General features: G+C 42.4%; 19 protein-coding genes and 1 tRNA gene. 14 read left to right on the top strand and 6 right to left on the bottom strand.

The genetic code is table 11. From position 1 onward, the window contains the following. Positions 1-3 precede the first annotated feature (3 nt). The 10 genes from ACO6S0_RS03385 to ACO6S0_RS03340 all read left to right on the top strand — a co-directional run bounded on the left by ACO6S0_RS03385 (position 4) and on the right by ACO6S0_RS03340 (position 9210). Positions 4-1206 carry a nitrous oxide reductase family maturation protein NosD gene (locus ACO6S0_RS03385; protein WP_422351789.1) on the top strand — a complete coding sequence of 401 codons (1203 nt, stop codon included), beginning with the start codon at positions 4-6 and terminating at the stop codon, positions 1204-1206. Continuing rightward, positions 1203-1913 carry an ABC transporter ATP-binding protein gene (locus ACO6S0_RS03380; RefSeq protein WP_422350615.1) on the top strand — a complete coding sequence of 237 codons (711 nt, stop codon included), beginning with the start codon at positions 1203-1205 and terminating at the stop codon, positions 1911-1913. The genes ACO6S0_RS03385 and ACO6S0_RS03380 overlap by 4 nt, the downstream gene beginning before the upstream one ends. After that, positions 1906-2688 carry an ABC transporter permease gene (locus ACO6S0_RS03375; RefSeq protein ID WP_422350614.1) on the top strand — a complete coding sequence of 261 codons (783 nt, stop codon included), beginning with the start codon at positions 1906-1908 and terminating at the stop codon, positions 2686-2688. The genes ACO6S0_RS03380 and ACO6S0_RS03375 overlap by 8 nt, the downstream gene beginning before the upstream one ends. 113 nt (positions 2689-2801) lie before the next feature. Then, positions 2802-4520, top strand: coding sequence for a GMC family oxidoreductase (locus ACO6S0_RS03370; protein ID WP_422350613.1), 1719 nt, complete (start codon positions 2802-2804; stop codon positions 4518-4520). A 2-nt stretch (positions 4521-4522) separates the two neighbouring features. Then, positions 4523-5236, top strand: a complete 714-nt coding sequence (locus ACO6S0_RS03365) for a gluconate 2-dehydrogenase subunit 3 family protein (RefSeq protein ID WP_422350612.1) — start codon at positions 4523-4525, stop codon at positions 5234-5236. A gap of 80 nt (positions 5237-5316) precedes the next feature. Beyond that, positions 5317-5400, top strand: a tRNA-Leu gene (locus ACO6S0_RS03360). A gap of 155 nt (positions 5401-5555) precedes the next feature. Continuing rightward, entirely contained in the window at positions 5556-6455 is a 900-nt protein-coding gene (locus ACO6S0_RS03355) for a MerR family transcriptional regulator (RefSeq protein WP_422350611.1), read from the top strand. Positions 6456-6466: 11 nt separating this feature from the next. Next, on the top strand, positions 6467-7924 hold the full coding sequence (locus tag ACO6S0_RS03350) for a phytoene desaturase family protein (RefSeq protein WP_422350610.1): 1458 nt from the start codon (positions 6467-6469) through the stop codon (positions 7922-7924). Next, positions 7921-8760 (top strand): phytoene/squalene synthase family protein, encoded by an 840-nt coding sequence (locus tag ACO6S0_RS03345; protein WP_422350609.1) that lies wholly within the window; start codon positions 7921-7923, stop codon positions 8758-8760. Before ACO6S0_RS03350 ends, ACO6S0_RS03345 begins: the two co-directional genes overlap by 4 nt. Then, positions 8761-9210, top strand: a complete 450-nt coding sequence (locus tag ACO6S0_RS03340) for a beta-carotene hydroxylase (protein ID WP_422350608.1) — start codon at positions 8761-8763, stop codon at positions 9208-9210. Positions 9211-9212: 2 nt separating this feature from the next. Here the strand turns inward: ACO6S0_RS03340 and ACO6S0_RS03335 are convergent, their stop codons facing one another. The 6 genes from ACO6S0_RS03335 to ACO6S0_RS03310 form a co-directional block, all read right to left on the bottom strand. Further along, positions 9213-9773, bottom strand: a complete 561-nt coding sequence (locus ACO6S0_RS03335; protein WP_422350607.1) for a TlpA family protein disulfide reductase — start codon at positions 9771-9773, stop codon at positions 9213-9215. 10 nt (positions 9774-9783) lie between these two features. Then, on the bottom strand, positions 9784-10347 hold the full coding sequence (locus ACO6S0_RS03330; RefSeq protein WP_422350606.1) for a TlpA family protein disulfide reductase: 564 nt from the start codon (positions 10345-10347) through the stop codon (positions 9784-9786). A gap of 76 nt (positions 10348-10423) precedes the next feature. Further along, on the bottom strand, positions 10424-12694 hold the full coding sequence (locus ACO6S0_RS03325) for an aconitate hydratase (RefSeq protein ID WP_422350605.1): 2271 nt from the start codon (positions 12692-12694) through the stop codon (positions 10424-10426). Between the two features lie 100 nt (positions 12695-12794). Further along, positions 12795-13748 (bottom strand): AAA family ATPase, encoded by a 954-nt coding sequence (locus tag ACO6S0_RS03320; protein ID WP_422350604.1) that lies wholly within the window; start codon positions 13746-13748, stop codon positions 12795-12797. 4 nt (positions 13749-13752) lie between these two features. Further along, positions 13753-15159, bottom strand: a complete 1407-nt coding sequence (locus ACO6S0_RS03315; RefSeq protein ID WP_422350603.1) for a peptidylprolyl isomerase — start codon at positions 15157-15159, stop codon at positions 13753-13755. Further along, complete coding sequence (locus ACO6S0_RS03310; RefSeq protein ID WP_422350602.1) at positions 15143-15934, bottom strand: peptidyl-prolyl cis-trans isomerase; 792 nt, start codon at positions 15932-15934, stop codon at positions 15143-15145. Before ACO6S0_RS03310 ends, ACO6S0_RS03315 begins: the two co-directional genes overlap by 17 nt. 206 nt (positions 15935-16140) lie before the next feature. Here ACO6S0_RS03310 and ACO6S0_RS03305 point away from each other — a divergent pair, with 206 nt between their 5' ends. From ACO6S0_RS03305 to ACO6S0_RS03290, 4 genes are read left to right on the top strand one after another with little or no spacing between them, the layout of a single operon-like run. Then, positions 16141-16596 carry an SRPBCC family protein gene (locus ACO6S0_RS03305; RefSeq protein ID WP_422350601.1) on the top strand — a complete coding sequence of 152 codons (456 nt, stop codon included), beginning with the start codon at positions 16141-16143 and terminating at the stop codon, positions 16594-16596. Next, positions 16589-16846 carry a hypothetical protein gene (locus ACO6S0_RS03300; protein ID WP_422350600.1) on the top strand — a complete coding sequence of 86 codons (258 nt, stop codon included), beginning with the start codon at positions 16589-16591 and terminating at the stop codon, positions 16844-16846. Before ACO6S0_RS03305 ends, ACO6S0_RS03300 begins: the two co-directional genes overlap by 8 nt. Beyond that, positions 16836-17993 carry a serine hydrolase gene (locus ACO6S0_RS03295; RefSeq protein WP_422350599.1) on the top strand — a complete coding sequence of 386 codons (1158 nt, stop codon included), beginning with the start codon at positions 16836-16838 and terminating at the stop codon, positions 17991-17993. The genes ACO6S0_RS03300 and ACO6S0_RS03295 overlap by 11 nt, the downstream gene beginning before the upstream one ends. Next, the gene (locus tag ACO6S0_RS03290; protein ID WP_422350598.1) at positions 17990-18502 is read left to right on the top strand and encodes an SRPBCC family protein; all 513 of its coding nucleotides are present in this window, start codon (positions 17990-17992) and stop codon (positions 18500-18502) included. The genes ACO6S0_RS03295 and ACO6S0_RS03290 overlap by 4 nt, the downstream gene beginning before the upstream one ends. Positions 18503-18678: the final 176 nt, after the last annotated feature.

Genomic DNA, 18678 nt, shown 5'->3' with positions numbered 1-18678 from the left:
TATATGGTATATGGAGCAACTTCCTATGGATCAACCTTGGAAATCTGTTCCACATGCCCTATTAAATCCATCAAACAAGGAATTGAGCAAGCGCAAGCATATGACACCTTGCTGATCAAAAAGGGGACCTATTTAGAGTTTGATATCATTGTGGACAAACCATTGACCATCATAGGTAAAGATTACCCGGTTGTTGATGGCGAAGACCAAGGGGAAATATTCACCGTTACTTCTGACGATGTCACCATAGATGGATTGTTCATCATCAACGTGGGAACAAGTTACACATCAGATTATGCTGCCATACGCGTGGTGAAAAGCAAAAACTTCCTCATACAAAATGTGGTTTTGGAAAAGCTCTTTTTTGGCATTTATTTGGAAAAATCCACTGACGGCCGAGTGTACCATAACAAAATTATTGGAGACGCCGTGGAAGAATTTAACTCTGGGAACGGTATACAGCTCTGGTACTGCAACAATGTATCCGTTGAGCAGAATATTGTGCAGCATGTAAGGGATGGCATCTATTTGGAGTTTTCCGATCAAATCGTCATCAAGAACAATATCAGTACCAACAATGTACGTTACGGCCTTCATTTTATGTTCTCCAATGACGATTTATACCAAGACAATACCTTCGAGAACAACGGTGCTGGTGTGGCCGTCATGTTTTCCAAGAAAATAAAAATGTACAACAATACCTTCAAGAAAAACTGGGGTTCGGCCTCCTTCGGAATGCTTTTAAAGGAAATCAACGACTCTGAGATCATTGGCAATACGTTTGAAGAAAACACCGTGGGTATCAGTATTGAAGGTTCCAACCGTATTGATTATAAAGAAAATGACTTTGTAAACAACGGGTGGGCTTTAAAAGTCCGAGGGGCCTGCTATGGCAATGTTTTTTCATCCAATAACTTCTTGTACAACTCCTTTGATGTTAGCTATAACAGTAAACTGAACGACAATTCTTTCAGTGGTAATTATTGGAGCAACTATACCGGTTATGATTTGGATAAGAACGGGGTTGGCGATGTACCGTACAGACCTGTAAAACTCTTTTCGTACATTGTCAATAGAACCCCTGAAACCATAGTATTGCTGCGTAGCCTTTTTATGGATATCATCGATTTTTCCGAAAAAGTGTCCCCAGTTTTCACCCCAGATAATTTAAGGGACAATAGTCCATTAATGAAAAAACTGCAATGATCCAAGTAGCTAACCTTCATAAAAAATTTGGTAAAACCCAAGTACTGGACAAGCTTGATCTAGACATTGACGGGGGCGGTATTTTTGCCATCCTCGGGCCCAATGGTTCGGGAAAAACTACCCTGATCAAAAGTATTCTGGGAATGGTGATCATGGATAAAGGAAGCATTTCGGTGCTGGGCAGCGCCATCAAAACCAATTGGAACTATCGCAAAGAAATCAACTATCTTCCTCAGATTGCAAATTTCCCAGGCAATCTCAAAGTAAGGGAACTGATCAAGATGATCGTAGATCTTAGGCAAAAGCCCAACAGGGCAGATGAACTCATTGAGTTGTTTAAGCTAGAGGACTTCCTGGATAAAAAACTGACCACCCTTTCTGGCGGAACCAAACAAAAAGTAAATATTGTCTTATCCTTTATGTTTGATTCCCCACTGCTCATCTTGGATGAACCCACCACTGGATTAGATCCTTTGGCCTTGATCAATCTAAAAAAATTGATTCAGGAAGAAAAGAAAAAAGGTAAAACCATTTTAATTACCTCCCATATCCTCCAATTTGTGGAAGAGGTGGCTGACGAAATCATTTATCTACTTGAAGGGAAAATATATTTTAAAGGCAGCCTAGCCCAATTAAAGAGCAAAACAGAACAAACAGACATTGAACACGCCATTGCGGCCATTGCAACCCAGTCTCAACATGCTTAAAATTCTAAAATATAGTTTTTACGACCTCATGCGCAGCCGCTGGAGCTATGTGTACTTTATTTTTTATCTGCTTCTGGGTTTTGTCTTGCTTTTTTTGAACAATGATGTAAGCAAAGCGGTAATAACCTTAATGAACATTATCATTGTCTTAGTGCCCTTGATTGCTACCATATTCGGTGTCATGTATTACTACAATTCCAAGGAATTCACCGAACTCTTATTGGCACAGCCCATCAAAAGAACTTCCATTTTTTTAGGGCAATATCTGGGAGTTTCGGGCTCCTTGGCAATGAGCTTGGTGTTGGGATTGGGTATTCCCTTTACCCTCTACGGTTTATTAAAGAGCAATGCTATTTGGGATTTTTCGCTCCTTTTGGTGACTGGGGCGTTTCTCACCTTCATCTTTACGGCCTTGGCCTTTAATATTGCGCTGTCCAATGAAAATAAAATCAAAGGCTTTGGATACGCTGTACTATTGTGGTTGTTCTTGGCTGTGATCTATGATGGCATTTTTCTGATTTCGCTGATCATTTTTGAAGAATATCCCTTGGATACTTTTTCCTTGGTATCCACCATGCTTAATCCTATTGACCTTTCCCGTACCTTGATTCTTCTAAAACTGGACATTTCTGCGCTTTTGGGATACACGGGAGCCGTTTTCAAGAAGTTTTTTGGGACTAATTTTGGTTTTATCATCTCCATGGGTGTCTTGATGATCTGGACCATACTTCCTGTTTGGAGAATGGTTCACAAGGCAAAAAGAAAAGATTTTTAGCACCCTACTTCCATCGTTTTTTGTCACTAATTTTAGTTTAGCTGTCAAAAAGCGAAAAAAACGCAGCTGCTTCATCATATTTTTATACTTTGTTGGACAAATACTTCCAACCTATGCAAATAATTGAAAATTCCACGGTCTATGATGTGATTATTGTAGGCTCGGGTGCCGGCGGCGGAATGGCTACAAAAATACTTTCCGAAGCAGGATTAAAAGTAGCCGTAGTTGAAGCGGGCCCCTATTTTGATCCAGCCGATCCAGAACAAATGACCCAATTGAAATGGCCACATGAATCGCCCAGGCGAGGGGCCAGTACCGTTAGGCCCTTTGGGGATTTTGATTCTGCCTATGGCGGATGGGAAATTGAAGGGGAACCCTATGTTAAAGAAGAAGGTACAGATTTCAAGTGGTTCCGTTCACGCATGCTGGGAGGGAGAACCAACCACTGGGGCAGAATTTCCCTGCGTTTTGGCCCTAAGGATTTTAAAAGAAAGAACATTGATGGGCTTGGAGACAATTGGCCCATTGGCTACGATGATGTTAAACCATACTACGATAAAGTAGATAAGCTAATTGGGGTTTTTGGCACCAATGAGGGTTTGCCCAATGACCCTGATGGATTCTTCCTTCCTCCCCCAAAACCTAGGCTGCATGAATTATTTTACATCAAAGGAGCAAGAAAATCCAACATTCCTGTTTATCCATCCAGGATGTCCATGTTGACCAAAAAAATAAATAACGATAGAGGTGTATGCTTTTATTGCGGACAATGCTCCAGAGCGTGTCAGGTATATGCGGATTTCTCGGCAGGAACATGTTTGATATTCCCAGCTCAAAAAAATGGCGGGCAAATAGATTTGTTTGTCAATTGCATGGTCAGGGAAGTCACTACCAACGAAGAAGGTAAGGCTACCGGTGTTTCCTACATCAACAAAGAAGACCGAAAGGAATATAAACTCAGAGGGAAAATAGTGGTTTTGGCCGCCTCGGCCTGTAGTTCCGCCAGAATACTGCTCAATTCCAAAAGTAGCCAGCATCCCAACGGTCTGGGAAATAGTAGCGATATCGTGGGTAAATATTTACACGATTCAACAGGAACCAACAGAATGGCATTTGTTCCCGACCTGATGAACCGTGAGACGTACAATGAAGACGGTGTGGGCGGAATGCACGTATATACCCCCTGGTGGTTGGAAAATGAAAAACTGGATTTCCCTAGGGGATACCACATTGAAATGTGGGGTGGTTTGGGCATGCCCAGCTACGGATTTGGATTCAATGTGAACGATTTTAATTCCTTCTTTGGATTACCTGTGGGTGGGTATGGAAACGGACTGCGGAAGGATATCAAGAAATACTACGGCTCCGTAATTGGAATGGCGGGCAGAGGTGAGTCGGTTGCCCAAAAAGACAACTACTGCGAAATTGACCCTACCAAAGTGGACGAATTTGGCGTTCCCGTCCTCAAATTCAATTATAAATGGACGGACCATGAGATCAAGCAGGTGAAACACATGCACGATACGTTTGAGGAGATCATGCATAACATGGGGGGTGAACCTTTAGGCGGAAAACCGGGCAAGGATACCAATTATGGTATTTTGGTTCCTGGTGAGATCATTCACGAGGTAGGTACAACCCGAATGGGAGACGATAAGAAAACCTCAGTGGTCAACAGTCACCAACAACTGCATGACGTTGATAATGTTTTTATTGTTGATGCAGGCCCATTTGTATCCCAAGCGGATAAGAATCCAACCTGGACCATTTTGGCCCTCTCTTGGAGAACATCAGACTATATTGTAGAGCAACTTAAACAACAAAATATTTAACCATGGATAGAAGAAAAAGTCTAAAGTCAATACTCCTTGGAGGTGTGGCCAGTGGATTGGCCGTCCATGGATGTAACCCTAAACCGGAGGCAACTGCGGAGGAAACCTTGACCGTTAAGAAATATGCCTACGGGAGAACGCCCAAGGAACAGGAAGCTATTGAGGAGCTTTTATCCGAAACTTTCTTCAATGCGCATGAGATGACCACCATTGCCGCCCTTTGCAACCTGATCCTGCCCGCAGAAGATGGGCTCAAAGGAGCATTGGATGCCGAAGTTCCGGATTTTATTGAGTTCATGGTCAAGGATATTCCAGACTACCAACCTACCCTTCGTGGGGGCTTAATGTGGCTTGATCATAAATGCAACACAGAATTCAATATGGAATTCATTGCAGCGTCAGAGGAGCAACAGAAGAGCATTTTGGATACCATTGCTTTTCCAGATATCACCGTTCCCGAGGCCGAAAGGCCCTTGGAGATTCAATTCTTCTCCTTGATGCGAAACCTGACCCTCACCGGATATTACACTACCAAGATTGGGATAGATGAACTGGGTTACAAAGGGAATTCGCCCAACGTTTGGGATGGAGTGCCCGAGCATGTGCTTCAACAACACGGGGTTTCGTATGATGAGGATTGGTTGGCCAAATGTGTAGATCAAAGCAAGCGTGGCACCTTGGCCGAATGGGACGAAAATGGAAATTTATTGACCTAATCAAAAAAGAACCCAAGCTTGCATGGCAAGCTAATTTTTACCGATATTTGCGCTCACATTTTTTAGTGCAATTCCTGAACGCCCACGTGGTGGAATTGGTAGACACGCTACCTTGAGGGGGTAGTGTTCGAAAGGACGTGCTGGTTCGACTCCAGTCGTGGGCACAAAACCGCATTTTATGCGGTTTTTTTGTTTCCAGCACCTCCTATACAATGCTCCCAACCCGTCTTCAATCCCTAAATTACTCCTAAAATTTCCGCTCATTTATTAGGATGGCTCCATTTTAATTGTAAATTTGTTTAACCTTTACCTGAAAAAGATGAACAATGTAAAAAAATCTTTCAGCATTCGAGACATGGAAAATTTGTCTGGAATTAAGGCTCACACCATCCGAATCTGGGAAAAGAGATACAATTTGTTTACTCCTGAACGGACAAGTACCAACATTAGGACGTATAGTTTAGCCAGCTTGCAAAAGCTGTTGAATGTGACCCTGTTGTATAATAATGGATATAAAATTTCAAAAATTGCCAAACTGGAAGAAACCAAGATTCCCGTTTTGGTTCGGGAAATTGTTTCCAATACCAGTGAAAAGGATCATGCGGTCAATGCGTTTAAGCTGGCCATGGTCAATTTTGACCAAGTACTTTTTCTCAATACGTACAACAGCCTTTTGGCCGATCGTTCCTTTAAGGACATTTTTAGTGAAGTATTGATTCCCTTATTGAACGAATTGGGACTCCTGTGGCAAACGGACACCATTAGCCCGGCTCATGAACATTTTATTTCCCACTTGATCAAACAAAAAATCCATATCAATACGGAAAAATTGCAAATGCTGGAACCTACCAAAAGGGATAAGGTTTTTGCCCTGTTTCTTCCCGAGAACGAAATCCATGAAATTGGATTGCTCTATCTCAATTATGAAATTAATTTGAGGGGGTACAAGTCTATTTATTTGGGCCAGACCATGCCCATTGAAAATTTGGTGGACTTGCTGAAGTATTACGACAATGTCCATTTTGTAAGTTATTTCACGGTTTCCCCAACCAAAGATGATTTATCTGCCTATTTCAACAAGTTTTCGGAAACTCTTGGAGATTCGGGTAATTCCAAACTTTGGGTCCTGGGACATCAAATAAGGTACATTACCGATGAAGAACTTCCCCAACATATAAGGACCTTCAATTCCATTGAACAATTAATGGAATCCATATAAAAACCAATCCTATGAAGGTCATTGTCATTGGTTCTGGTTTCTCTTCCCTATCCGCGGCCTGTTATCTGGCTAAAGCTGGTCTGGAAGTGGAAATTCTGGAGAAAAACGCTACGGTTGGAGGCAGGGCAAGACAATTAGTCAAAGAGGGGTTCACTTTCGATATAGGTCCCAGTTGGTATTGGATGCCAGACATTTTTGAAAACTTCTTTGCAGATTTTGGCAAAAAACCATCCGATTATTACCAATTGGAAAAGTTAAGTCCGGCCTATAAAATCTTCTTTAAGGACGATAGCGTCACCATTGGTGACTGTATGGACCAAATTTGTCTTGAATTTGACCGTATTGAAAGCGGCAGCGGGAATCACCTACGAAGTTTTATCAAAAAAGCTCAGGAGAATTACAATATTGCCATTAACAAAGTAGTCTTAAAGCCTGGTATTTCCCCTTTTGAGTTGGTGACCAAGGATACGGTACTTCGGTTGGACCAATTTTTCAAGAGCATAAGTCAAGAGGTGCGGAAGCGGTTTGAAAACCCCAAATTGATCTCTACTTTAGAGTTTCCCGTGTTGTTTTTGGGAGCCAAGCCCAGCAAGACCCCTTCTTTTTACAGCTTTATGAATTTTGCGGATTTCGGTCTGGGAACATGGCATCCCAAGGGTGGTATGTATGAAATCATTAAGGCCATGGTGCAGTTGGCCCAAGAACTCGGGGTCAAAATTCGAACCAATCACCCAGTGGAAAAAATTTTGGTACTCGATGGAAAAATCTGTGGTGTCCGTAGCAATGGTGCCAACCTGACTTCCGATTATGTGATAAGCGGTGCTGACTACCATCACTCCGAAACCTTGTTGGATAAAAAATATAGGCAATATTCCGAAACCTATTGGGATACCCGTACCTATGCACCCTCGGCCCTATTATTCTATGTGGGATTCAACAAAAAATTGAAAAACGTTTATCACCATAATCTCTTTTTTGACACGGATTTTGAACGGCACACCCAGGAAATCTACGATGAACCCCAATGGCCCAGTGACCCTTTGTTCTATGCCAACTTTCCTTCCATAACGGATGAAACCATGGCTCCCAAAGACAATGAGACAGGATTCTTCCTTGTTCCCATTGCACCCAATTTAGAGGACACTGCCGAACTGAGGGCTCAATATTTTGATATTGTTATGGATAGATTTGAATCTTTGACGGACCAAGAAGTAAGAAATTCCATTATCTTTAAAGAGAGCTTCTGTGTTAAGGATTTTATTGAGCAATACAATTCCTATAAGGGCAATGCCTATGGAATGGCCAATACTCTGAAACAAACAGCTTTTTTAAGACCAAATCTTAAAAGCAGCAAGGTAAAAAACTTGTTTTTCACAGGTCAGCTTACGGTTCCTGGTCCAGGAGTACCACCGTCCTTGATTTCTGGAAAATTGGTGGCAAATCTGTTAACCAAAAACTTAAAGCAATGAAATCTATTTTTGATGATGTCTCCAGGGATTGCAGTAAGATTGTAACCAAGACTTATAGCACTTCCTTTGCCCTGGCCACAAAAATGTTGGCACCTTCCATTCGAAAGGACATTTACAATATTTATGGGTTTGTGCGTTTTGCTGATGAAATTGTGGACACTTTTCACGATTATGACAAAGAGGTTTTGTTCGATCAGTTTGAAAGGGACATGGAATTGGCCTTGGAGCGAAAAATTAGCCTAAACCCCATATTGAATTCTTTTCAGCACACCTATCACAAATACGATATCCCCCATCATTTGGTAGAGGCATTCATGAACAGCATGCGCTTGGACCTTACCAAAAAAGACTATCAGAGTTTTGAGGAATACAAAGGGTACATTTATGGGTCTGCAGATGTAGTTGGACTTATGTGCCTCTGTGTTTTTGTGAACGGAGATCAGGCAAAATATGAGGAACTCAAGGAATATGCCATGGCTTTGGGCTCGGCTTTTCAAAAAGTAAACTTTCTGCGTGATCTAAAAGCGGATTTTGAAGATTTGGAGCGCACCTATTTTCCCAACACCAACTTGATGGAGCTGGATGAGGCCTCCAAAAAACGGATTGTGGATGAGATTAGAGCCGATTTTGCCATGGCCTACTCGGGAATCCTTAAGCTTCCCAAAGAAGCTAAATTTGGGGTTTATACCGCATATAAGTACTACAAAAAACTGCTTCAGAAGCTACAGGGCACACCTCCCCTGGAAATTAAGAACACCCGGATCCGTGTTCCAGATTATCAAAAGTTGGGACTTTTGGCCCAGTCGTATGTAAATTATAAACTCCAACTGCTCTAAATGAAGATTGCCCTTTGGATATTGATCTTTTTAGGAACTTTTTCCATTATGGAATTTATGGCCTGGTTTACACATAAATATGTGATGCACGGCTTTCTATGGAGTTTGCATAAAGATCATCACAAAAAGGACCACGGCTCTTGGTTTGAGCGCAATGACGCTTTTTTTATTTTCTATGCCATTGTAAGCATGGTCTGCTTCTATCTGGGAGCGGAAACCGAATTTTGGTACGGCTGGCCCTTGGGTTTTGGTATTTTGGCCTATGGTATTGCTTACTTTATGGTGCACGATATTTTCATTCACCAACGTTTTAAATGGTTCAGAAACGCCAATAATTGGTATGCCCGAGGAGTTCGTCGTGCCCATAAGATTCACCACAAACATTTGGGCAAGGAAGATGGGGAATGTTTTGGGATGTTGGTAGTACCATTTAAATACTTCAAGAAATAAAATCACTCGGCCAGCAGCTGATCCAATAACTTCATGGTCTCTTCGGAATCCCATTGGACGGCTCCAATTTCTCTAACCACAATAGCTCCCGATTTATCCAGAATAAAGGTTGCAGGAATACTTCGCGATACCAATAAGTCAGGTGTGCGGGAAGTTTCAAAATACACGGGAAGGTCAAATTCCCGCCTGGCCAAAAAAGATTGCACTTTTTCTTTCTTGTCATTGGCAACAAATGCAAACACCACTTTGTCCTTATATGCAGCATGAAGTCTGTCCATGCTTGGGAGTTCTGCAACACAAGGAGGGCACCAAGTAGCCCAAAAATTGACCAACACCACTTTTCCGCGGGTATGTTCAAAATTGAGCTGATTGCCATCCAAATCCACCAAGTTCCAGTGGTAATTTTCCAGAGTTTCCCGTTCATCTTCGGCAATAACACCAGCATTGCCCGAAAACAGTTTACCCGTTAAAACACGAAGATGAAATCCAATGGGAGTGAATAGAATCAGGATAATGGCCAAAATCCAGATTCCATTGCTAATTTGTTCCTTGCTCAACTTCATGGTAATTCCACTATTCCGCTATCAAAGTGTCCAGGAGCGTGTACACTTTATCATTGCTCCAATCCGCAATCTTCTCTTTGTAAATGACAACATTGCCTGACTTATCAATCACATATGAAGCGGGAACCACATCGGGATTTATGGGCATTTTTTCGCCAATGATCAAATAGGTCACTGGAAAGGTGTATTCATGTTTTTCCATAAATTCCTCAACCGGAGGCCTATTCTCATTGGTAATGATATAGAAATCCATCTTTCCTTTATAAGCATCATACATTTCTTGGATACTGGCAAGCTCTGCTTCACTGGGCAATCGCCATGAGGCCCATAAATTGATGAAGACCACTTTTCCCTTGGATTGCTCAAAATTGAAAAAATTCCATTCGGCATCTTTCAATTTCCAGTCATAGTCCCCAAGTTTTTCCCTTTGGGAAGCCTCAATGATGGGTGGTGAGGAAGCAAATATCCTATTCAGCCACACTTTGCCGTAATGACCCGTAGGACCAAAAAAAAAGGAAAGCACAAAAAGAATCAGAATAACGTTGATGATGGTCTTTCTAGTTCCTTTTTTCATTTCGATGGGTTTGTCTCAAAACTAAAAAACTCCTGACATAAAATCAGGAGTTTTTCATATTTAAAGTAAAACTATTTTAAGCATTTTCCTTTTTGATCATATTCAAGGCAGAACCTTCCCTGAACCAATCAATCTGGGAAGCATTATAGGAATGGTTTGCAATGATATTGTCTTTGCTACCATCTGCATGAACCACTTCCAAAGTTAAAGGTTTACCTGGAGTGAAATCGGCGATATCCACAAAATTGAAGGTATCATCTTCTTGAATCAAATCGTAATCGCTTTCATTGGCAAAAGTCAGAGCCAACATCCCTTGCTTCTTCAAATTGGTTTCGTGAATCCTCGCAAAGGATTTCACCAAAACAGCAGCAACTCCCAAATGTCTTGGTTGCATTGCAGCATGTTCCCTAGATGATCCTTCCCCGTAATTATGGTCACCCACAACTATGGTTCTAATCCCCTCTTTCTTGTAGGCTCTCTGCGCATCTGGAACTGCCCCATATTCTCCTGTAAGCTGGTTCTTCACAAAATTGGTCTGCTTATTAAAGGCATTTACCGCACCAATCAAGGTATTGTTGGCAATATTATCCAAATGCCCCCGATACCTCAACCAAGGTCCAGCCATGGAAATATGGTCCGTAGTACATTTACCAAAAGCCTTGATCAACAATTTTACACCTTGCAGGCTCTCAATGGAAATTGGAACAAAAGGTTCCAACAACTGCAATCTTTCAGAAGTTGGCGATACCACGACCTGAACTCCACTTCCGTCTTCCATGGGAGCAATGAATCCAGCATCTTCCACAGCAAAACCTTCAGGTGGCAATTCATAGCCTCTTGGTTCATCCAACATCACTTCTTCCCCATCCTCATTGATCAATTTATCCGTTACCGGGTTAAAATCCAGTCGACCCGAAATAGCAATTGCGGTAACCAATTCTGGCGACCCTACAAATGCAAGTGTATTTGGGTTTCCATCGGCACGCTTGGCAAAATTTCTGTTGAAGGAGTGCACAATGGTGTTTCTAGGACCTTCTGCAGCCTTGTCTCCATATCTGTCCCACATCCCGATACATGGGCCACAGGCATTGGCAAATACGGTTGCCCCAATACTGTTGAAGGTGTCAATAAATCCATCACGGTCAATAGTATATCTAACTTGCTCCGATCCAGGAGTGATCGTGAACTTGGATTTGGTCTTTAAGTTTTTATCTGCAACTTGTTTAGCCAAGGAAGCCGCTCTCGAAATATCCTCATAGGAAGAGTTGGTACAAGATCCGATAAGACCCACCTCCACATTCAAAGGCCAGTCATTGGCCTTGGCGGCCTCACTCATTTGGGAAATTGGCGTCGCCAAATCCGGAGTAAACGGACCGTTCAAATGAGGTTCCAAGGTACTTAAATCAATTTCTATTAGCTGATCAAAATATTGCTCTGGGTTTGCATACACTTCGGGATCCGCTGTAAGGTGTTCTTTCACTTCCAATGCGGCATCCGCCACATCCGACCTATCCGTTGCACGCAAATAGCGGTCCATGGACTCGTCATAACCAAAGGTAGAGGTGGTGGCCCCAATTTCGGCCCCCATATTACAAATGGTTCCCTTACCGGTACAGGACATAGCGGTGGCTCCTTCTCCAAAATATTCAACAATGGCCCCTGTTCCCCCTTTTGCGGTAAGAATACCTGCAACTTTTAGAATTACATCCTTGGGAGCGGTCCAACCGGATAGTTTTCCGGTCAATTTTACACCGATCAGTTTTGGAAATTTCAATTCCCAAGCCATTCCAGCCATTACATCCACAGCATCAGCTCCGCCAACTCCAATGGCTACCATTCCCAAACCACCTGCATTTACGGTATGCGAATCGGTTCCAATCATCATTCCTCCTGGAAATGCATAGTTTTCCAAAACCACTTGGTGGATAATTCCTGCTCCAGGCTTCCAGAATCCAATTCCATATTTATTGGATACGGATTCCAAAAAGTTGAATACCTCATTACTGGTTTCGTTGGCACGTTTCAAATCCGTTTTGGCATCGACCTTGGCCTGGATAAGGTGATCACAGTGTACTGTTGTGGGCACGGCAACCTTGGGTTTACCGGCATGCATAAACTGCAACAAGGCCATTTGGGCGGTTGCATCCTGGCAAGCTACCCGATCAGGAGCAAAATCCACATAGTCCTTGCCTCTTGTAAACTGTTTTGTGGGTGTTCCTTCCCACAAATGGGAATACAATATTTTTTCAGCTAGGGTCAACGGTTTTCCCACTAAGTCGCGGGCCTTCTCGATGCGCTCACCCATGGAGGCATATACCCCCTTGATCATGTCAATGTCAAACGCCATTCTGCAATTGGATTTAAGATTTTTGTAATTCGGCTAATTTACTAAAATACCTACGATTTAGGAATTAGAATTTAGCAAATAAGTCGAGAGAATATTGTATTTATAACAATTCCAAGATGATTTTCTCCTCAGAAATGCCTTCGGCCTCCGCTTTGTAGTTTTTGAGAATTCTATGGCGTAGGATTCCCATCGCCACAGCTTGGACATCTTCTATATCCGGTGAGAATTTTCCATGGATCGCAGCATGTGCTTTCGCTCCCAAGACCAAATTTTGGGATGCCCTTGGTCCTGCCCCCCAATCCACATAGGTGTTTATAAAATCTGAGGTGTTTGGCATTCCAGGACGGGTCTTATTCACCAGGTTCACGGTGTAGTCGATGACATTGTCGGGCACGGGAATTCTCCGTACCAAGTGTTGTACCGCCACAATTTCTTCGGCGTTAAAAAGCGAGTTTATTTCTGGATGCTCATCGGAAGTAGTGGACTTGACAACCTGGATTTCTTCTGCGATGGATGGATATTTGAGCTCAATGGCAAACATAAATCGGTCCAATTGAGCTTCCGGTAAAGGATAGGTTCCCTCTTGTTCTATTGGGTTTTGGGTTGCCAACACAAAATAAGGCATGGCAAGCTTATGCTGTTCCCCTGCTATGGTCACCGCCTTTTCCTGCATGGCCTCTAATAACGCTGCTTGGGTTTTGGGTGGGGTACGGTTGATTTCATCCGCTAAAATGATATTGGCAAAAACGGGTCCTTTGATAAACTTAAAATTTCTGTTTTGGTCCAGTACCTCACTCCCCAAAATATCACTGGGCATTAAATCCGGGGTAAACTGGATTCGTTTAAAATCCAGACCCAAAGTTTGCGCAATGGTATTTACCATCAAGGTTTTGGCCAAACCAGGAACGCCTATCAACAGCGAGTGCCCGCCGGTATATATGGAAAGTAAAATTTGCTCGATCACCTTTTCCTGGCCTACAATAACCTTGGCAATCTCATCTTTTAATTCTTGATGTTTTTTTACGAGACTTTCTACCGCTGCAACGTCTGACATGCACTTACTCCTTTACCCAGTTGTTTGCAAAATCGCACTCCCTGTTTTCGTTGTTAACATGGATGTAGGTATCTTCAATGTGCTCATCCATCCACTCCTTTATGGCCTTGAACTGCTTTTCACGCAGGGCCAATTCCTGAATTTTGAGATAGTCCTTTGCAAAGTCTGCTTTGTGCTCGTCATAGCGATTGGAAATCTTCATGATCTTAAATTTGGGAGGGCCTCCCCTGGGATCATCTTCCTTTATCGGTCTGGAAATTTCTTCGTCCTTTAGATTTCGTACCTGGTTGTACAGCGCGGGATCCATATTGGTCAATTCAAACCGTGAGCCATAGTTGATGGGGTTTCGAAGTACACCACCATCGTTTTTGGTCTCTTTTTCATCGGAAAAGTTCAGGGCCGCCTCTGCGAAGGTGTATTTTCCGTCCATGATGTGTTGGCGAATACTGTCCAATTCTTTGACGGCTGCATCAATGGCACTTTGCGGAATTTCAGGAATCATTAAAATGTGTCTAAGATCCAGTTCCTGTCCCCTTATTTTTTCAATAAAGATGATATGGTATCCAAAAGGGGATTCAAAAGGTTCGGATATTTCCCCTTCCTGCAAGCTAAAGGCCACATCCTTAAATTCCTTTACAAATGGGGTTTCCCTGGTCATACTATAAAAACCTCCCTTGGACTTGGAACCTGGGTCTTGGGAATAAAGAATGGCCTTTACATTGAAACTGGCATCATTGTCCTCCACATCCTGTTTGATCTGTTTCAAACGGTCTATAACCTTTTGTTTTTCCTCTTCGGGTGCCGTAGGTTGTTTTACTATCTGTGCAATTTCAAGTTCCGCACCAAAAACAGGCAATTCATCTTCCGGAATCTTGCTAAAGAACTGTCTCACCTCTTCTGGGGTCACCTCCAGTTCTTCCACAATACTGCTCTGCATCTTTTCAGACAGCATGCGCAACTTATTGATTTCGAAGAGTTCTTCCCTAAAACTTTCAATATCAGGTTTCTTATAGAACTTAAGCACTTTTTCCATTGACCCAACTTGGGCTACCAACTGCTGAATCTGTCTATCACTCTGCGCATTTACCTGATCATCGGAAACCAGCAAACTATCCTGAACCGCTTGGTGGGCATATAAACGGTCTTCCATCAACTTGCCCAAAAGGCTGCATTTGGTAATATCTTCGGTGGATGCCCCTTGACTTTTTAAATCGATCAAGGTTTTCTCCACATCGGAATCCAAAATCACGTAATCCCCAATTACCGCTGCAATTCCATCCAACTTTACCCGATTAACGGCCTCAGTCGAATCCGTTGTGGCCTGCAGTGCCTGATCGGCATCCTGTGCGTTAAGGATTCCGGCAATTGCAAAAAACAGTAGGCCGAATACTTTTTTATTCATCTTTTTCATATACCTCAAATTCGTTCTTCTTTATGGCTTCGTCAATTATTTCAGTTTCCAGCTTTCTAACGTATTGCATTCTCCTACGGTTCAAAATTAGCTGTCTAATATCAGGTAAAATATACTCAAAAGGAGCTATATCATTAATTTCCAGGACATCAGTAACCTGTCCCAAATATACCTCCAAGGAATCCTGTAATTCAAAAAATTGTGATTTTTTTAAGTAGTCCTCTTCATTCATCGGATTCAAAGGCGGGATTTCCTCCATTACACGTGAGGTACTTACCCAGATAGAATCATTAAAATGGATTTTCTTGAACTGCACCGCAATGGAATCCAGATAAATCCGATCCTCCTCACTCCATGCTTTCATTCTCGAAACCACATCGTCCTTATCCAAGAATTGGGCAGGTAGCCCAACAAATCGCAGTTGAACCAGTTTTTCGCCCAACTTAAAATTCTCTTTTTCCCTTTCGTAATATTGTCTAAGCTGCGTAGTGGAAACAGCCGTATCTTGCTCCTTGAACACCAAAGCTTCCACATACGCCCTAGTATATAAATCGGACCTGTAATCGGAAACCAGACGATCAAACTCTGCCAATTTTTCCTCGGGTAGGTTAATCTTGGATTTGGATAGCAACAATTGTTTGGAAGCCCAATTATTAATGTAGTTGGTCACGAATAAGGCACTATCCTGGGGCGACATGTCATCCCGAATCAGGGGAGCCACATCTTCCCTGTACAAAAATTTCTCCCCTACTCTGGCCAATGGTTCTTTTTCCACTTTTTTCCTGAACAGTGAATCGCAGGAAGTGAGAACCAATAGGCTGGATATCAAAAATGAGAATAAAGTATGCTTTTGAAAACCATGCATTGCGCAAAAATAACAATTACTTAAACCCTTACAAGCAGGTTATATCCCTGTTAACAGATTTTTATTAGCCAATCCCCACTATTTAATTTATTACATTAGTAGCAGAACCTATACCGATGAAATACACTTGTGAAATTACGATTGATCTTCCACGGGATGCATTTATTGAAAAATTGGACAATCCCGATAATATGAAACATTGGCAACGGGGGCTTTTGGGCTATGAACATTTATCTGACAAACCTGGTACAGAAGGTTCCCAGATGTCCTTGCGATATAAAATGGGAAAACGGGAGTTTGAAATGGTCGAAACTATTTTAAAGCGCAACCTTCCGGATGAATTCCACATGACTTATGATACCAAAGGGGTACACAACATCCAAAAGAATTATTTTAAGGAAGTTGACGGAAAAACCCTCTGGGTTTCGGAAAGTGAGTTTCAGTTCTCTGGTTTTGGTATGAAATTGATGGCGTTTCTGATGCCCGGCGCATTCAAAAAACAGTCTTTAAAGTATCTGGAAGATTTTAAGGCTTTTGCAGAAACAGGAAAATCAGTTCTGGACAATGGATAAGGTACTGGACAGAAAAATCAAGCTCATTTGGGATTTTAGGGGACCAGGGGCAGCGCGAACAGCCGAACACTACCGCAAACATTTGGAAGAATTTATTGTGATCGAAGAGCTCAAGTTTGACATTACGGGACATAAGCATTTGAGTCCCACCCATAGCATCACCTTTATGGTGGTTGCCGAGTTTGAGCTACCGGAAGTAAAGGACATTCTAAAACCCCACAGGGGAGAAGTGTATTTGGATGGATACTAAAATTTCAATCTTTGATAAGGTAATTGCCTCCGTTCTGTTGCTTTCGGTGCTTTTCGTTTCCTGTGAGGGAGATTCCAAGGTCAATATGCTCGATGTGGTTCTTGCTTCGGATAACCCCAAAATTAAAATGGTGATGGACAGTTTGGAGCAGTTTGAGGTGCAAATAAGATATACCCAAATAGACCGCGTACAGGACAGCGTTATTTTTACCGATTACGACTTTCAGGTGGATGAAGACAATTATTTTTATCCGGCAAGTACGGTCAAGTTTCCAGCGGCGGTAGCCGCTCTGGAAAAAATCAATGAAATTGATTCCCTTTCCGTGAACACCCGTTTTTATGTGGAAGGAGATTCTGTGGAGACCACTTTTGCCAAAGCTGTTTCTGAGATTTTTGCTGTTTCGGACAATGCGGCCAACAATCGATTGCTGGAGTTTTTGGGTCAGGATCAGCTGAACCAACGAATGGAAAAAAGAGGGGTGGAACCCATCCGAATTGCGCACCGCCTTTCCACTTCAAATGCCGATGAGATTACCACAAAATCCTTGGTCATATACCTTAACGATTCTACCACATCCCTTAGTCGACCCATCATAAATACTTATCCAGAGGAACTTACAATCAAACGCGTCCATAAGGGAAGTGGGTACTACGATGACGAGGGACTCCAAAATGGTGCCTTTGACTTTTCTTTGAAAAACTATTATCCAATAAAAGCCCAACACGCGCTATTAAAACGAATCATATTTCCTGAAAGTTTTGTTGTGGAAGAGCGTTTCAATCTAAGCTCCGAGCAACGGCAGCTTCTGCTTGACGCTATGCATATGCTTCCTGGGGATGTGGGGTACGATTCGGAGAAATTCTATGATAGCTATGTAAAATTCTTCATGTTTGGGGATTCCACAGACCCCATTCCAGATCACATTAAAATCTACAACAAAGTGGGTTACGCTTACGGCACCTTGACCGACTGTGCCTACATAAAAGATGAGCAAAACGACATTGATTTTCTGGTAACTGCCACCATTTTGGTTAATAAAGATGGTATCTTTAATGATAATGCCTACGAATACGACGAGATTGGAATCCCATTTTTAGCACAATTGGGAAGGGAACTTTATCAACAAGAATTAAAACGGAAACGATGAGCCAACTTACGTTTGACAGCTTCACCAAGAAGATTTATATAAAGTCCACCATGGAAAAGCTTTACTGGTGCTGGGGTACTGAAGCGGGAATTTGCTCCTGGTTTTTGCGTTCCGCTGTTTACACATCCACCAACGGGGAACAGCGTAAACCGGAAGAACAGGTTCAGGCTGGGGACAGTTACACTTGGATGTGGCATAACTGGGACGGAGAGGAAAAAGGGACAGTGTTGAAGGCGAATGGGAGCGATTTTTTGGAAATCTCCTTTGCGGACAGCAAAGTTTCTGTTTCTTTGGAACAGCATGAAACGGCAGTATTGGTCAGTTTAAAACAACACCAAATCCCTACAGATGAGACCAGCAAGCTCAACATACATCATGGGTGCAGCAATGGGTGGACTTTTTGGCTGGCCAACCTAAAAGCCTATTTGGAGCATGGAATTCTATTGAATGAGACTGAATTCGATTTAAGAAACATCCCCCTTTCTGGCTACGAGTTTGTGAATATGTAAATTGATATCGGCCCAATAAAAGAAATAGCTGTTTATGCGGTTAAATATCCTTTTAATAGGCGATTGTCACTTCGAGCGCAGTCGAGAAGCCTTAATAAAACCGATTCTTTAGCTGGTCTCGACTGCGCTCGACCAGACAAACATCACAAGCTATTGATAATCCACTAAACAGGTGT

The organism is Flagellimonas sp., assembly GCF_965233845.1.
Lineage (GTDB): Bacteria > Bacteroidota > Bacteroidia > Flavobacteriales > Flavobacteriaceae > Flagellimonas.
The sequence above is the reverse complement of the archived record's forward strand: the minus strand, read 5'-3'. Positions and strand labels throughout refer to the sequence as shown.

Coding starts and splice junctions, on each gene's coding strand:
- ACO6S0_RS03340 (WP_422350608.1), top strand. CDS start 8,761: ATGAAGATTGCCCTTTGGATATTGATCTTTTTAGGAACTTTTTCCATT.
- ACO6S0_RS03295 (WP_422350599.1), top strand. CDS start 16,836: ATGGATACTAAAATTTCAATCTTTGATAAGGTAATTGCCTCCGTTCTG.
- ACO6S0_RS03325 (WP_422350605.1), bottom strand. CDS start 12,694: ATGGCGTTTGACATTGACATGATCAAGGGGGTATATGCCTCCATGGGT.
- ACO6S0_RS03315 (WP_422350603.1), bottom strand. CDS start 15,159: ATGAAAAAGATGAATAAAAAAGTATTCGGCCTACTGTTTTTTGCAATT.
- ACO6S0_RS03375 (WP_422350614.1), top strand. CDS start 1,906: ATGCTTAAAATTCTAAAATATAGTTTTTACGACCTCATGCGCAGCCGC.
- ACO6S0_RS03365 (WP_422350612.1), top strand. CDS start 4,523: ATGGATAGAAGAAAAAGTCTAAAGTCAATACTCCTTGGAGGTGTGGCC.
- ACO6S0_RS03350 (WP_422350610.1), top strand. CDS start 6,467: ATGAAGGTCATTGTCATTGGTTCTGGTTTCTCTTCCCTATCCGCGGCC.
- ACO6S0_RS03305 (WP_422350601.1), top strand. CDS start 16,141: ATGAAATACACTTGTGAAATTACGATTGATCTTCCACGGGATGCATTT.
- ACO6S0_RS03330 (WP_422350606.1), bottom strand. CDS start 10,347: ATGAAAAAAGGAACTAGAAAGACCATCATCAACGTTATTCTGATTCTT.
- ACO6S0_RS03370 (WP_422350613.1), top strand. CDS start 2,802: ATGCAAATAATTGAAAATTCCACGGTCTATGATGTGATTATTGTAGGC.
- ACO6S0_RS03355 (WP_422350611.1), top strand. CDS start 5,556: ATGAACAATGTAAAAAAATCTTTCAGCATTCGAGACATGGAAAATTTG.
- ACO6S0_RS03345 (WP_422350609.1), top strand. CDS start 7,921: ATGAAATCTATTTTTGATGATGTCTCCAGGGATTGCAGTAAGATTGTA.
- ACO6S0_RS03385 (WP_422351789.1), top strand. CDS start 4: ATGGTATATGGAGCAACTTCCTATGGATCAACCTTGGAAATCTGTTCC.
- ACO6S0_RS03335 (WP_422350607.1), bottom strand. CDS start 9,773: ATGAAGTTGAGCAAGGAACAAATTAGCAATGGAATCTGGATTTTGGCC.
- ACO6S0_RS03290 (WP_422350598.1), top strand. CDS start 17,990: ATGAGCCAACTTACGTTTGACAGCTTCACCAAGAAGATTTATATAAAG.
- ACO6S0_RS03320 (WP_422350604.1), bottom strand. CDS start 13,748: ATGTCAGACGTTGCAGCGGTAGAAAGTCTCGTAAAAAAACATCAAGAA.
- ACO6S0_RS03380 (WP_422350615.1), top strand. CDS start 1,203: ATGATCCAAGTAGCTAACCTTCATAAAAAATTTGGTAAAACCCAAGTA.
- ACO6S0_RS03300 (WP_422350600.1), top strand. CDS start 16,589: ATGGATAAGGTACTGGACAGAAAAATCAAGCTCATTTGGGATTTTAGG.